Below are 13,144 nucleotides of genomic sequence, written 5' to 3' on the forward strand. Positions count from 1 at the left end.
TCGCCACCGTAGACTGGCGGCCATCCCGTCCCCCAATTCGTTTTGCAGAAGGAATTCCGCCATGACCCTGATTGCCCTGAACGCCGACGTGCTGGTCACCATGGATGCGCAGCGCCGCGAGATCCGCGATGGCGCCCTGGTTGCCGAAGGCCCCGCCGTGCACTGGGTCGGTCCCACCTCGGAACTGCCGCCGCAGTACCGGCGCATGGTCGACGACGGCAGCGCGCAGGTGCTCGACATGCGCGGCCGCGTGGTCACGCCCGGCTTGGTCAACACCCACCACCACATGTACCAGAGCCTGACGCGTGCGGTGCCAGCGGCGCAGGACGCCGAGCTGTTCTCGTGGCTGACCAACCTGTACCTGCTGTGGTCGCACCTGACGCCGGAAATGATCGCGGTGTCGACCAAGACTGCGATGGCCGAGCTGATGCTGTCCGGGTGCACCACCTCCAGCGACCACCTCTACCTGTTCCCGAACGGCTCGCGCCTGGATGACTCGATTGCCGCGGCGCAGGAGATGGGCATGCGCTTCCACGCCGCGCGCGGCTCGATGAGCGTGGGCCGCAGCAAGGGCGGCTTGCCGCCGGACGTGGTGGTGGAAGAGGAGGCCGCCATCCTGCGCGACAGCCAGCGGCTGGTGGAGCAGTACCACGACAGTGCGCGCCACGCGATGCTGCGCGTGGTGCTGGCACCGTGCTCGCCGTTTTCGGTGTCGCGCGACCTGATGCGCGAATCGGCCAATATGGCGCGGCACTATGGCGTGTCGCTGCACACGCACCTGGCCGAGAACGACAACGACATTGCCTACTCGCGTGAGAAATTCGGCCTGACGCCGGCCCAGTATGCCGAGGACCTGGGCTGGGTCGGCCGCGATGTGTGGCATGCGCACTGCGTCAAGCTGGACGACGAGGGCGTCGCACTGTTTGCCCGCACCGGGACCGGCGTGGCGCATTGCCCGTGCTCGAACATGCGGCTGGCGTCCGGCATTGCACCGGTGCGGGCCATGCGCGATGCCGGCGTGCCGGTGGGCCTGGGCGTGGACGGCAGCGCGTCGAACGACGGCGCGCATATGCTGGGCGAGGCGCGCCAGGCCATGCTGCTGCAGCGCGTTGGCTACGGGCCGGCCGCCATGAGCGCGCGCGAGGCACTGGAGATTGCCACGCTGGGTGGTGCGCGCGTGCTCAACCGCGACGATATCGGCGCGCTGGCGCCGGGCATGTCGGCGGATTTTGTCGCCTTCGACATGTCGCAGGTCGGCTTTGCCGGCGCCGGCCATGACCCGGTGGCGGCGCTGGTGTTCTGCACGCCGGCCAATGTCGCGGCGAGCGTGATCAACGGCAGGGAAGTGGTGCGCGACGGTGCACTGCTGACGGCCGACCTGCCCAACGTGCTGCTGCGCCATCGCGCGCTGGCACGTACGCTGTTCGAGCGGGCCAGCCAGGGCGCCTGATGCACGGACTGCTGTGGCGTGGGCATGTGCCTGCGCCGCAGCGGATAAGCCAATCAAGCAAGCGCACAAAGCAAAAGGCCGGAAGCATTGCTGCTTCCGGCCTTTCTGTATTCGGTGGTGGGGCGTGAGTGACTCGAACACTCGACCTACGGATTAAGAGTCCGCTGCTCTACCAACTGAGCTAACGCCCCAACGAAGAACGAGATTTTAGCATGATTTCCGGCGCTGTCAAATGTTTGATGCACTTGCCGGAACAACCCCCGTCGTTGTGACCGGGAGGCGCACATACGCGCGGATGGAACTCGAAGGCGGCCGTGATGGTCTTCGCAATGAGCGCATTCGCATGGGCTCTCTCCATACGATTTTGCCGGAGCCATGTTAGGATGTTTCTCCACTTGCATATGGAGGGCTGCACCGATGGAAATCAAATTCCAAGAGCAAGAGCGCTACGACATCAATAATGAAGGCTTGTTGTTCCAGGCACTTGTCAATGGCGAGAAGGTGACTTGCGTGGTGACACGCGAAGCACTGTGGGAAGGCTTCAGTGCCGACCAGGTACTGTCGCTGGAAGAGGCATTCCGTGCCGGCCGCGAAACCATCGAACGCGCCGCCGTGGTGCTGATCGAGCAGGGCGCGCCCCAGCCAATCGTCGTCAAGCGCGCCCACGTGGCGCCGATCTGATGCGGATGGATGCCCCGGCCAGGCCCCGGCATGCCGCGGGCGCCCATCTGTTATCAGGTTCCCAGACGTAGGGCCGTCCGGCCTTGCGTGCCAAGCCGGCAACGCCGGCACAGGCAGATTCCCGGTTTTCCCGTTTCAGTTTCCTGGTTTTTCCTGCAGCGTACTGTTGCTGAACGCTGGTGCGCGGCCGCCGCTCATGCCGGCGTGCCGGCGCTTCAGTTCATTGTGCTGCCGGGGCTGCGGCGCCAGGCCGTGACGCGCACTCTTCAAAGATCCGCACGGTGCATTGCGCGCAGATGTCCGGCGAGAGCTCGCCGACGATCGTGTGCAGCGCCTGCCGCTTGGTCGGGAAGATATGGTCGGCCCCGAGCTTGTCGGTAAAGCCGGTCTGCGCCCAGGTCTGCAGCACCTGCGTGCGCGGGCGGTGGAAGTACAGGTCGCCGCCCAGCGCGCGCCGTTCGGCGAGCTCGTTTTCCCACATCTCGGCACCGGCCAGGTCGATGAAGTTCATGCTCTTGGTCATCGCCAGCAGGTGCGTCTGGCCGGCGTTGACCGTGCGCAGCCAGTGCAGGCGATCCGTCACGTACTGCACCGCGCCGAAATAGATCGCGCCTTCCATGCGCAGCAGCTTCAGTTGCGGGCATTCCGGCTGCGGGCGGCGCAGCTCGTCCAGCGGCGTGAAGCGCCGGCCGGGATCGTCGGCATCGGGCACCAGGCTGCGCACGGCCGGCCGCGAGGTGCGGTACAGGTAGGCCACCAGCGACAGCACGGTGCCGAGCAGCACCGCCATCTCCAGCCGGATCACCAGCGTGGCGGCGAAGGTGCCGATGGCAATGGCGAACTCCGTGCGGCTGAGCGTGAAGATGCGGCGCAGCCGCGCGGTGTCGAGCAGGCCCCACGCCACCAGCAGCAGCATCGCGGCGATCGCCGCCATCGGGATCTGTGCCAGCAGCGGGGCGCTGACGGCCACCAGCGCCACCAGCCACAGCGCCGAGAACACGCTGGCCAGCGGCGTGCGCGCGCCGGCTTCGAAGTTGGGCACCGAGCGGTTGAGCGAGCCGCACGAGATATAGCCGGAGAAGAAGCCGCCCGCGATATTGGACAGGCCCTGGCCGATGAACTCGCGGTTGGCGTCGATATGCTGGCCCGAGCGCAGCGCCACCGCCTTGGCGATCGAGATCGACTGGCCCAGCGCGACGATGGTCAGCGCCGAGGCGATGCCCAGCAGGTCTGGCAGCTTGCGCCAGTCCACATCGGGAAGGTGGAAGCGCGGCAGCGCCGACGGGATCGGCCCGACCACGTTGACATGGTGGGCGCCGCCCGCGCCGGACTGGTTCAGCAGCAGCGCCACGGCGTAGCCGGCCAGCAGCCCCAGCAGCATGAATGGCAGCCGCCGCCACAGCCGCTTGCACAGCAGCGTCACCACCAGCGTGACCGCGCCTACGGTGGCCGCGCCCCAGTTGATGGCGTCGATGTTCTCGAACAGGTGGCGCAGCACGCCGAATGCACTGGTGCCGGTCGGCACCGCCAGCCCGAACAGGTCCTTGAGCGCATACAGGCCGATCAGCGTCGCGGCGCCGCAGGTGAAACCGAGCAGCACCGACGGCGAAATAAAGTTGGCCAGCGTGCCCAGCCGCAACGTGCCCACGGCGAGCTGCATCACGCCCACCACGATGGTGACCGCCAGCGCCAGCCCGATATAGGCCGGGCTGCCGGCAAACGCAAGCGGGCTCAGCATCGCGAACAATGCCAGCGAATTGGCGTTGGTCGGCCCCGACATCACGTGCCAGCTCGAACCGAACAGCGCCGCCACGATGCACGGCACCACCGCGCTGTAGATGCCGTATTGCGGCGGCAGGCCGGCCAGCGTGGCGAAGGCCACGCCCTGCGGCAGCACCAGCACGGCGCCGAGCAGGCCGGCCACCAGGTCGGCGCGCAGCGTGGTCTTGTCGACGCGCTGGCTCCATGGGAACAGGCGCGGCAGGAGTGATCCGGGATGGGACGCGGGCATCGGCAATGAAGGGGCAGGCTCAGCCGGCCTCGCCGCCGCGCCCAGGCGGTGGCGAGGCAACGGATTCGGGCGGGGTGGATTCGGGCAGGTTCGGCTGCGGCGCCAGGCCGGCCAGCATCGCGTCGAGCGCGCGGTAGACCTCGGTCAGACGCTCGGGGCCGAGTCGCTGCGCCAGCTCCTGGTAGCGTGCATCGACCAGCGGCTCCATTTGCACGATGATGGCGCGCGCCGACGGCGTCAGGCTGACCAGCTGGCGGCGCTGGTCGGTGGCAGAGCGGGTCCGTTCGACCAGCCCGGCGTCTTCCATGCCGCACAGCATGCGGGTCAGGCTGGGGCTCAGGATCAGGCAGGCTTCGGCCAGCTGGTTAGGCTCCATCGGCTCGCGCTCGTTGAGCGTGCGCATCACGCGCCATTGCTGCTCGGTGATGCCGAACTGCCGCAGGATCGGGCGAAAGCCGGCCAGCAATGTCTCGCGCGCTTGCAGCAGCAGGTGAGGAAGGTTGCGGTGGCGGAACATGGCCTGGCGGGTGTGGCTCATGCCCGCAGTGTAGCGGGCGCGGCGCCGCGCGGCGAGCGGGGCTTGTGCGGACTTGCCTGAACCCGCGCGCGGCGCCAGCGGCGCGCTCAGCTGCAACTGAGCGTGGCGACCACCGGCGTGTGGTCAGATGGCTGCTCCCACGTGCGCGGCACGCGGTCGATCACGCAGGCGCTGCAGCCGCTGGTCAATGCCGGCGACAGCAGGATGTGGTCGATGCGCAGGCCCGCATTGCGGCGGAACGCCATCATGCGGTAGTCCCACCACGAGAAGGCCTTCTCCGGCTGCTCGAACTGGCGGAACGCATCCGCCAGGCCGAGCTCCACCAGCGCGGCAAAGGCGGCGCGCTCCTGCGGCGAGACCAGGTTCTGGCCTTCCCATTTCTTGGGGTCGTGCACGTCGCGGTCTTCCGGCGCGATATTGAAGTCGCCCAGCAGCGCCAGCTTCGGGTAGCGCTTCATTTCTTCGCGCAGCCAGGCCGTCATTGCATCCAGCCACTTGAGCTTGTAGACGAACTTGTCCGAGTCCGGCGCCTGCCCGTTGGGAAAGTAGGCGCAGACCAGCCGCAGGTCGCCGTATGTGGCAGCGATCACGCGCTGCTGCGCGTCCTCGAAGCCGGGGATGTTGCGCACCACGTCGGCGGGGCCGGGCATGCTGGCGTCGCGGGCGAGGATGGCCACGCCGTTGTACGTCTTCTGCCCGGTGTAGATGCTGTGGAAGCCCGCGTTCTCCAGTTCGGCGAGCGGGTACTTGTCGTCCGGCAGCTTCAGTTCCTGCAGGCACAGCGCGTCGATCGGCGCGCCGGCCTGGTCCTGCTCGGCCAGCCATTGCAGCACCTGCGGCAGGCGCACCTTGAGCGAGTTGACGTTCCAGCTGGCAATGCGAAGCGGGCCGCTGGCGGGCAGGGCGGCCGCGCTCATGCTGCCATCCCGCCGTGGCGCAGCAGCGCGTCGATCTGCGGCGCGCGGCCGCGGAACGCGACAAACGAGTCCATCGCCGGACGGCTGCCGCCGACCGACAGGATCTCGCGCTGGTAGCGCGCACCGGTCTCGCTGTCGAGCACGCTGCCCGACAGCTGCGCGGCTTCCTCGAACGCCGCGTACACGTCGGCCGACAGCACCTCGGCCCACTTGTAGCTGTAGTAGCCCGCCGCATAGCCGCCGGCGAAGATATGGCTGAAGGTGTTCGGCCAGCGCGACAGCGGATGCTGCGGCACCACGTGCACGCGGTCGTTGATCTGGCGCGACAGGTCCAGCACCGAGGTGGCGCCGGCCGGGTCGAAGTCGGTATGCAGGTGCATATCGAACGACGAGAACACGATCTGGCGCAGCGTCATCATGCCGTTCTGGAAGTTCTTGGCGGCCAGCATGCGATCGAACAGGGCGCGCGGCAGCGGCTCGCCGGTCTCGACATGCTGCGTCATGCCGGTCAGCACTTCGTACTCCCAGCAGAAGTTCTCCATGAACTGCGACGGCAGCTCCACCGCATCCCATTCCACGCCGTTGATGCCCGACACGCCGAGCTCGCCCACCTGCGTCAGCATGTGGTGCAGGCCATGGCCGAACTCATGGAACAGGGTGATCACCTCATCGTGCGTGAACAGCGCGGGCTTGCCGCCCACCGGCGCCGAGAAGTTGCAGGTCAGGTAGGCCACCGGCGTCTGCACGCCGCCTTGCTCCAGCACCTTGCGGCCGCGCGCGTCGTCCATCCAGGCGCCGCCGCGCTTGCCTTCGCGCGCGTACAGGTCGATGTAGAACTGGGCCAGCAGCGTGCCGTCGGCGGTGGTGACGCGGAAGAAGCGCGCGTCCTTGTGCCAGGTCTGCGCCTGCTCAGGCTCGATGCGCACCGAGAACAGCTTCTGCACCACGCCGAACAGGCCCTCGAGTACCTTCGCTTCCGGGAAGTACTGCTTGACCTCTTGCTCGGAGAACGCATAGCGCTGCTGGCGCAGCTTCTCCGAGGCATAGGCGACGTCCCACGGCGCCAGTTCAGGCAGCCCCAGCTCTGCCGCGGCAAAGGCCTTCATTTCGGCCCAGTCCTTCTCGGCGTAGGGGCGCGCCTTGACGGCGAGCTCGTCGAGGAACTTCAGCACCTCGGCCGGCGATTCGGCCATCTTCGGCACCAGCGAGACTTCGCCGTAGCACTGGTAGCCCAGCATCTGCGCCTCTTCGCGGCGCAGGGCCAGCTGCTCGCGCATATTGGCGGTGTTGTCCCAGTCGGCCTGGCCCTGGCCATGCTGCGGGCCCAGTTCCGAGGCGCGCGTGACATTGGCTTCATACAGGGTCTGGCGCAGCGCGCGGTCGTCCGCGTACTGCAGCACCGGGAAGTAGGACGGGAAGTGCAGCGTGAATTTCCAGCCGGCCTTGCCATCCTTCTCGGCGGCATGGCGGGCGGCTTCCCTGGCGTCGTCGGGCAGGCCGGACAGTCGGGCCTCGTCCTCGACATGCAGCGCGTAGGCGTTGGTGGCATCCAGCACGTGGTCGGAGAAGGCCTTGGACAGCTGGGCCTGCTGCTCCTGGATCTCGGCGAAGCGCGGCTTCTTGTCTTCAGGCAGTTCGGCACCGCCCAGGCGGAAGCCGCGCAGTTCGTTTTCGATCAGCTGGTGGCGCGCCGCGCTCATGCCTGCGAACTCCGGGCTGGCAGCCAGCGCCTTGTACTTGTCATACAGCGCCAGGCTCTGGCCGAGCGAGGACCAGAACTCGGTCATGCGCGGCAGGTTCTCGGCGTGAGCCTTGCGCAGTTCGGGCGTATCGGCCACGGCGCTCAGGTGGCTGACCACGCCCCAGGCGCGGCCCAGCGGCTCGGTGGCCGCTTCCAGCGCCTGCACGGCGTTGCCCCAGTCGGCGGGCGTGGCCGGATCTTCAGCGCGGGCGACGGCCTGCTGTGCGCTTTCCAGCAGCACGTCCAGCGCCGGGCTGATGTGCTCGGGCCGGATCTCGGCAAAGCGGGGCAGGTCGGAAAAGTCCAGCAGAGGATTGGTAGCGTTGGCGGCTTGGTCCATGGCGTGTTCTCGGTTGGCTGGCCTCGATCGGGCAATCATCCCGCAGATGGGGCCGGGGCGCCGGATTTTCCAGGGCCCCGGGTGGCGTATCGTACGCGCGGCCTCAGCCGGCGGCGCGCTCGGCGGCTTCCAGCGTATTGACCAGCAGCATGGTGATGGTCATCGGGCCGACGCCGCCCGGCACCGGCGTGATGTAGCCGGCGACTTCACGCACGCCGGCAAAGTCGACGTCGCCGCACAGCTTGCCGTTGTCGTCGCGGTTCATGCCCACGTCGATCACCACCGCGCCCGGTTTGACCATGTCGGCGCTGATCAGGTTGCGTTTGCCGACCGCGGCCACCACCACATCCGCGTCGCGGGTGTGGGCGCCGATGTCGCGCGTCTTGCTGTTGCAGATGGTGACGGTGGCGCCGGCCTGCAGCAGCAGCATCGCCATCGGCTTGCCGACGATATTGGAGGCGCCCACCACCACGGCGCGGGCGCCGCGCAGCGGGAACTGGACCGATTCCAGCATCTTCATGCAGCCGTAGGGCGTGCACGGGCGGAACAGCGGGGCACCGGTCATCAGCGCGCCGGCATTGGCCACATGGAAGCCGTCGACATCCTTTTCCGGGGCGATGGCTTCAAGCACCTTGTGGCTGTCGATATGCTTGGGCAGGGGCAGCTGCACCAGGATGCCGTGGATGTTCGGGTCCTGGTTCAGGGCGTCGATGCGGGCCAGCAGTTCCGCCTCCGACAGGTCGGCCGGGTAGCGGTCGAGCGAGGAATGAAAGCCGTTGTCCTGGCAGGCCTTGACCTTGTTGCGGACGTAGACCTGGCTGGCCGGGTCCTCGCCGACCAGGATCACGGCCAGGCCGGGCCGGTGGCCACGCTCGGTCAGGCGGGCGGCGCGCAGGGCGGCTTCGGAGCGGATTTGTTTGGCAAGGGCATTGCCGTCGATCAGTTGGGCAGGCATGGAGGCAGGGCGGGTTTGTGGCCGGGAGGTGGAGGTGCCGCCGCGCGCCGGAGCGCGGGTTGGGCTAAAGGCGGAATTATAAAGGTTGCGTGGGGCTTGCCGCACGGAGCTTGAGCGGGTGCAAGGCCAGGCGGGGGCAGCGCTGGTAGCATCGGCCGCATGCACACCGCGCTTCCATCCCTGCTGTCCCATCCCTTGCTGCTGTTGCTGTCCCTGGCGGGGCTGCTGTGGGCGCTGACGCGCCGGCCCTGGCAGCTGCTGCGGCGCAATGCGCTGCAGAACGCCTGGCTGGGTGCGATGGTGCTGGTGGCGCTGCTGTGGACGTTGCGCGCCACGCTGGTCGGCGGGCTGGTGATCCAGTTGCTCGGCGCCACGCTGATGGTGACGCTGTTCGGGCTGCCGCTGGCGCTGCTGTCGCTGTTCGTGGTCGACGTGGTGTCGCTGTTCGGGCTCGAATACCTGGCCGGGCATGGCTGGGCCCAGTTCGACTGGCCCTCGCTGTGGGTGCGCTACGTCTGGCTGGCGCTGCTGCCGGCGCTGATCTCCGCGGCGTTGCAGGCGATGATGCGGCGCCTGCTGCCGCGGCATCCGTTCGTCTTTATCCTCGGACACGGCTATTTCACGGCCGGGCTGGCCGCGCTGGGCGCCAGCGCGGCCGAGGCCGGCTGGCGCCACCTGACGGCACCGGGCCTGCCATGGAGCGTTGCCGATACCCTGACGGCAGCCGTCATCCTGGCCTTCGGCGAGGCCTTCCTGACCGGCATGCTGGTGGCGATTTTTGTGGTCTATCGGCCACAGTGGGTCGTCACGTTCCGGGACGAGGAATACCTGGACCGATGACGGGGCTGACGGGATGCAGGGGCGGCGCCGGACGGCGCGCGGAGAGGGCAGCCGGTGCGGCCGCGGGGCCGCACCGAGTCAGGCAGAGGCAGGCGCCAGCCGCTCAGCTGTTGCGCGACAGCGCCAGGCGCAGCAGGTCGGCGACGGTGTTGACGTTGAGCTTTTCCATGATGTTGGCGCGGTGCGCCTCCACGGTCTTGATGGAAATGCCCAGGTCATCGGCGATCTGCTTGTTCAGGCGGCCGGCAACGATGCGCTCGAGCACCTGCTGCTCGCGCGTGGTCAGCTTGCCCAGCAGGTCCTTGGCGGCGCGCTGCTCGCGTGCGGCGGAATGGTCGGTGCGGGCCTTGGTCAGCATGCGCTCGACCAGTGCGCGCAGCTCGGATTCATCGAAGGGCTTTTCGATGAAGTCGATGGCGCCGCGCTTCATCGTCGATACCGCCATCGGCACGTCGCCGTGGCCGGTGATAAAGACGATGGGAATGTCGATCTGCTCGGCCAGCATGCGCTCCTGCAGTTCCGGGCCGCTCATGCCGGGCATGCGCACGTCAAGGATCAGGCACGACACCTGGCTGGCATCGTAGGCGGCGAGGAACTGCTCGGCGCTGGTGAAGCTGCGCACCTGATAGCCATTGCCCTCCAGCAGCCAGGTCAGCGAGTCGCGCATGGCTTCATCGTCGTCGACGATGAACACGGTCTCGCCGCGGTGGGGCGTGGGGTTTGGCGTTGCGGTCATGTAGTCTCCTCGGGACAACAATTCATTGCTGCGAAGTGTAACCGGCAGCGGCCCTCTGTGGCGAGACAGGCCCCCCACATCCGTGGGGGAAACGGGGCGGGCCGGCTTTTTCTGGAATCCTTGGGCATGCCCGGGCGCGAAGGCCCCGGCAACAGGGCCTGTGCTTCGGCTTAATGCTCGGCCAGCGCCGATTGCAGCGGCAGCATGATTTTAAATGTACAGCCGATGCCGTCGGCATTGTTCTCCACCCACAGGCGGCCCTGGTGCGACTCGATGATCGAGCGGCAGATGTTCAGCCCCATGCCCATGCCGTCGGACTTGGTGCTGAAGAAGGGCTCGAACAGGCGCTCCTTGGTGGCTTCGTCCACGCCCGGGCCCTGGTCGATCACGTCGATATGGACGTTGTCGCCGATCTCGCCCGGCTCCACCCGCGCGTGCAGGCGCACCACGCCGCCGGCGTGCAGGGCGGGCAGGCCGGCCATGGCCTCGACCGCGTTCTTGAGCAGGTTCACCAGCACCTGCTCGATCAGCACCGGGTCGACATAGACCGTCAGCGGCGGGGTCGGCAGGCGGGTCAGGATGGTGACGCGGCGGCGCGTGGCCTCCAGGTCGGCCAGGCCTACCGCGTCGGCGACGATGTCGTGCAGCGCGGCCTCGCGCCGCTGCGGCTGGCTGCGCTTCACGAAGCCGCGGATGCGGCTGATGATGGTGCCGGCGCGCACCGCCTGGGCCGAGGTCTTCTCCAGCACCGGGATCAGGTCCTCCGGCGTGCTGCGGCCCGAGTGCAGCCGCGCCACCGCGCCCATGCAGTAGTTGTTGATGGCCGCCAGCGGCTGGTTCAGCTCATGCGCCAGCGACGAGGCCATCTCGCCCATGGTGGTCAGGCGGCTGGTGAACTGCAGGCGCTCTTCATGCTGGCGCGCCATTTCCTCGGCGGCCTTGCGCACGGTGATGTCGGTGGCGATCTGCATCTGCGCCAGGTGGCCGTCGACCCACTGGATATAGCGGCGGCGCACTTCGAACCATTTCTGCATGTCCGGCACGAACACTTCGCGCGCATCCGATGCGTACGGCATCAGCTCGGACGCCGGCAGGCCGGCATAGGCGTCGACATAGTCGGTGTTGTCGCTGGAGACCTGGTCCTTGTCGAGGTCGTCGCCGGCCAGCTTCAGGTGGCCCTCGGCCTCCCAGCCGAACAGCTGGCGGTAATAGCGGTTGGCAAAGAGCAGCTCCGCCTTGTCGGTGGCCAGCACCGACACCGCGGCGTCCAGGCTTTCCAGCACCGTGGTGAAGCGGTCATGCGCGGCGGCCAGTTCCTCGCGCGCGCGCTTGGGCTCGGTGATGTCCGTCATCGAGCTCATCCAGCCGGTATGGCGGCCGCGGCTGTCCACCAGCGGCGACACGTACATGCGCGCATAGAAGCTGCTGCCGTCGCGGCGCATCACGCGCATCTCGTAGCCGCCGGCGGGCGACTTGCCCTGCAGGGTCAGGTCGATCTGCTTCTGCATTTCCTGCTGGTCGTTGGGCGGCCAGTAGGGGAAGGGCGGCAGGCGCCCGACCAGGTCGTTCTCCTGCCAGCCGGTCATGCGGCAGAAGGCCGGGTTGACATAGGTGATGCGGCCGTTCAGGTCGAGCGCGCGCAGGCCGATCAGCATCGAGTTTTCCATCGCGCGCCGGAACGAGGTCTCGGCCAGCAGCGCGCGCTGCGCCTCGGAGCGGCGGCTGGTGTGGCGCCACATGCTCCACAGGCTCCACAGCAGGAAGCACGACAGCCCCACCACCAGCCACAGCAGCATGTTGTTGGGCAGGTTCGACGCCGGCGGGTAGGCATCGGCGCGCAGCGACAGCGAGTGGCCCGGCGGATCCAGCAGCACCTCGTACGACAGCGCGTTGCCCGGCACCGGCCGCAATGAGGTGCTGGCGCGGGTCTGGTTGTTCTTGTCGATCAGCGAGAAGCGGTAGCGCTCGGTCAGCTCGGGCGGCAGCAGGTGCGTCAGGATGCCGTTGATCGAGTACAGCGCGCCAAGCGTGCCGAGAAACTCGTTGTCGCGCACGATCGGCACTTCCATCAGCATGAAGCTGTCGCCGCGCTCGTTGACCAGCGGGCGCGAATAGACCACGCGCTGGGTCTCGCGCGCGGCGTCGAAGGTGTCGAGCACTTCCGGTTCGAGCGGCTGGTCCTGGTTCTCGCGCAGGCGGCTGGCGAATTCCGAGGTCGATGGCAGCGACCAGCGGCCGCGCTTGGTGGCATCGAGCCAGTTGATGAAGACGATCTCGGGGTTTTCGCGCAGGATTTCCTGCGCCGCGGTGCGGTAGGCGCCTTGCTCAAGCTGCGCGGCGGCGATGTCGCGCGCCAGCGAGGCCAGCTGGTCCTGGTTGCTCAGCAGCGACAGGCGCACGCGCTGCTGTGCCCAGGCCGCGTCGCGGTACAGGGCGTCGCGCTGCTGCTGGCGCTCGGTCTCGTGCAGGGACCACAGGATCACGCCCATGGCCACCGTGAACAGTACGATGGCAACCAGCGGGATGAACATGAACCAGCTGGTGGCCACCAGGTTGCGCCAGCGCAGCCACCACAGCCCGCGCGGTGCGGCCACGGGGGCGCCGTCGTCGGGGCCCAGCGGCTCGATCGGCCCCAGTCCGGCAGCCGGCGAAGGGGCGTGCGCGGGATCGCCTCCGGCCGCCTTGGCTGACCCCGACGCGTCGGGAGGAAGCATGGCTGCACGCAGGCTGGAAAGGAGTCGGTCGAAAAACGGCATGGGAGGGATTGACGGCTGACCGACCAGTGTACCGAGATTATTGCGGTGCGTCGCTTGGGGAAAGCGCCAATGAAAACATTGCTGCTGCGGCCGGGGCGGGCAGGCTTATGGCGCATGGCGGGCCAGCCGGGCAGTGATTCTTGGTGCGCTGCCGCATAATTCCACATTATAAAAAACGA

10 protein-coding genes and 1 tRNA gene are annotated in these 13,144 nt (G+C 67.8%); 3 read left to right on the forward strand and 8 right to left on the reverse strand.

The features are described from left to right. Positions 1–61: 61 nt before the first annotated feature. Positions 62–1,450: an 8-oxoguanine deaminase gene (locus AC3WVS_RS23240; RefSeq protein ID WP_492320501.1), complete on the forward strand. Its 1,389-nt coding sequence runs from the start codon at positions 62–64 to the stop codon at positions 1,448–1,450. A gap of 115 nt (positions 1,451–1,565) precedes the next feature. Here AC3WVS_RS23240 and AC3WVS_RS23245 read toward each other — a convergent pair. Further along, positions 1,566–1,641: transfer RNA gene (locus AC3WVS_RS23245), tRNA-Lys, on the reverse strand. Between the two features lie 226 nt (positions 1,642–1,867). Here AC3WVS_RS23245 and AC3WVS_RS23250 point away from each other — a divergent pair. Further along, positions 1,868–2,131: a DUF1488 family protein gene (locus tag AC3WVS_RS23250; RefSeq protein WP_010813081.1), complete on the forward strand. Its 264-nt coding sequence runs from the start codon at positions 1,868–1,870 to the stop codon at positions 2,129–2,131. Between the two features lie 220 nt (positions 2,132–2,351). On the opposite strand, the gene AC3WVS_RS23255 is transcribed toward AC3WVS_RS23250, so the two are convergent. From AC3WVS_RS23255 to folD, 5 genes are all read right to left on the reverse strand, one after another. Then, positions 2,352–4,142 carry a SulP family inorganic anion transporter gene (locus AC3WVS_RS23255; protein WP_492320502.1) on the reverse strand — a complete coding sequence of 597 codons (1,791 nt, stop codon included), beginning with the start codon at positions 4,140–4,142 and terminating at the stop codon, positions 2,352–2,354. 19 nt (positions 4,143–4,161) lie between these two features. Then, on the reverse strand, positions 4,162–4,680 hold the full coding sequence (gene hpaR, locus AC3WVS_RS23260; protein WP_340529922.1) for a homoprotocatechuate degradation operon regulator HpaR: 519 nt from the start codon (positions 4,678–4,680) through the stop codon (positions 4,162–4,164). Positions 4,681–4,766: 86 nt separating this feature from the next. Next, positions 4,767–5,597 (reverse strand): exodeoxyribonuclease III, encoded by an 831-nt coding sequence (gene xth, locus AC3WVS_RS23265; protein ID WP_492320503.1) that lies wholly within the window; start codon positions 5,595–5,597, stop codon positions 4,767–4,769. Continuing rightward, the gene (locus AC3WVS_RS23270; RefSeq protein ID WP_492320504.1) at positions 5,594–7,678 is read right to left on the reverse strand and encodes a M3 family metallopeptidase; all 2,085 of its coding nucleotides are present in this window, start codon (positions 7,676–7,678) and stop codon (positions 5,594–5,596) included. Before AC3WVS_RS23270 ends, xth begins: the two co-directional genes overlap by 4 nt. A 103-nt stretch (positions 7,679–7,781) precedes the next feature. Further along, on the reverse strand, positions 7,782–8,633 hold the full coding sequence (folD, locus tag AC3WVS_RS23275) for a bifunctional methylenetetrahydrofolate dehydrogenase/methenyltetrahydrofolate cyclohydrolase FolD (protein WP_492320505.1): 852 nt from the start codon (positions 8,631–8,633) through the stop codon (positions 7,782–7,784). A 159-nt stretch (positions 8,634–8,792) separates the two neighbouring features. Here folD and AC3WVS_RS23280 point away from each other — a divergent pair, with 159 nt between their 5' ends. Next, positions 8,793–9,473, forward strand: coding sequence for a hypothetical protein (locus AC3WVS_RS23280; RefSeq protein WP_492320506.1), 681 nt, complete (start codon positions 8,793–8,795; stop codon positions 9,471–9,473). A 103-nt stretch (positions 9,474–9,576) separates the two neighbouring features. On the opposite strand, the gene AC3WVS_RS23285 is transcribed toward AC3WVS_RS23280, so the two are convergent. Together AC3WVS_RS23285 and AC3WVS_RS23290 are read right to left on the reverse strand one after the other, a co-directional pair. Further along, complete coding sequence (locus AC3WVS_RS23285; RefSeq protein ID WP_010813074.1) at positions 9,577–10,209, reverse strand: response regulator transcription factor; 633 nt, start codon at positions 10,207–10,209, stop codon at positions 9,577–9,579. A gap of 170 nt (positions 10,210–10,379) precedes the next feature. After that, a complete protein-coding gene (locus AC3WVS_RS23290; RefSeq protein WP_492320507.1) occupies positions 10,380–12,965 on the reverse strand; it encodes a PAS domain S-box protein in 2,586 nt (861 codons plus the stop codon). Positions 12,966–13,144: the final 179 nt, after the last annotated feature.

Source organism: Cupriavidus sp. CPT47-8839-RL05A, assembly GCF_058792255.1.

What these genes read in the sequence shown, in the direction of transcription:
- AC3WVS_RS23255 (WP_492320502.1), bottom strand. Translation starts at nt 4,142, where the DNA reads ATGCCCGCGTCCCATCCCGGATCACTCCTGCCGCGCCTGTTCCCATGG.
- AC3WVS_RS23270 (WP_492320504.1), bottom strand. Translation starts at nt 7,678, where the DNA reads ATGGACCAAGCCGCCAACGCTACCAATCCTCTGCTGGACTTTTCCGAC.
- hpaR (WP_340529922.1), bottom strand. Translation starts at nt 4,680, where the DNA reads ATGAGCCACACCCGCCAGGCCATGTTCCGCCACCGCAACCTTCCTCAC.
- AC3WVS_RS23285 (WP_010813074.1), bottom strand. Translation starts at nt 10,209, where the DNA reads ATGACCGCAACGCCAAACCCCACGCCCCACCGCGGCGAGACCGTGTTC.
- AC3WVS_RS23240 (WP_492320501.1), top strand. Translation starts at nt 62, where the DNA reads ATGACCCTGATTGCCCTGAACGCCGACGTGCTGGTCACCATGGATGCG.
- xth (WP_492320503.1), bottom strand. Translation starts at nt 5,597, where the DNA reads ATGAGCGCGGCCGCCCTGCCCGCCAGCGGCCCGCTTCGCATTGCCAGC.
- AC3WVS_RS23280 (WP_492320506.1), top strand. Translation starts at nt 8,793, where the DNA reads ATGCACACCGCGCTTCCATCCCTGCTGTCCCATCCCTTGCTGCTGTTG.
- folD (WP_492320505.1), bottom strand. Translation starts at nt 8,633, where the DNA reads ATGCCTGCCCAACTGATCGACGGCAATGCCCTTGCCAAACAAATCCGC.
- AC3WVS_RS23250 (WP_010813081.1), top strand. Translation starts at nt 1,868, where the DNA reads ATGGAAATCAAATTCCAAGAGCAAGAGCGCTACGACATCAATAATGAA.
- AC3WVS_RS23290 (WP_492320507.1), bottom strand. Translation starts at nt 12,965, where the DNA reads ATGCCGTTTTTCGACCGACTCCTTTCCAGCCTGCGTGCAGCCATGCTT.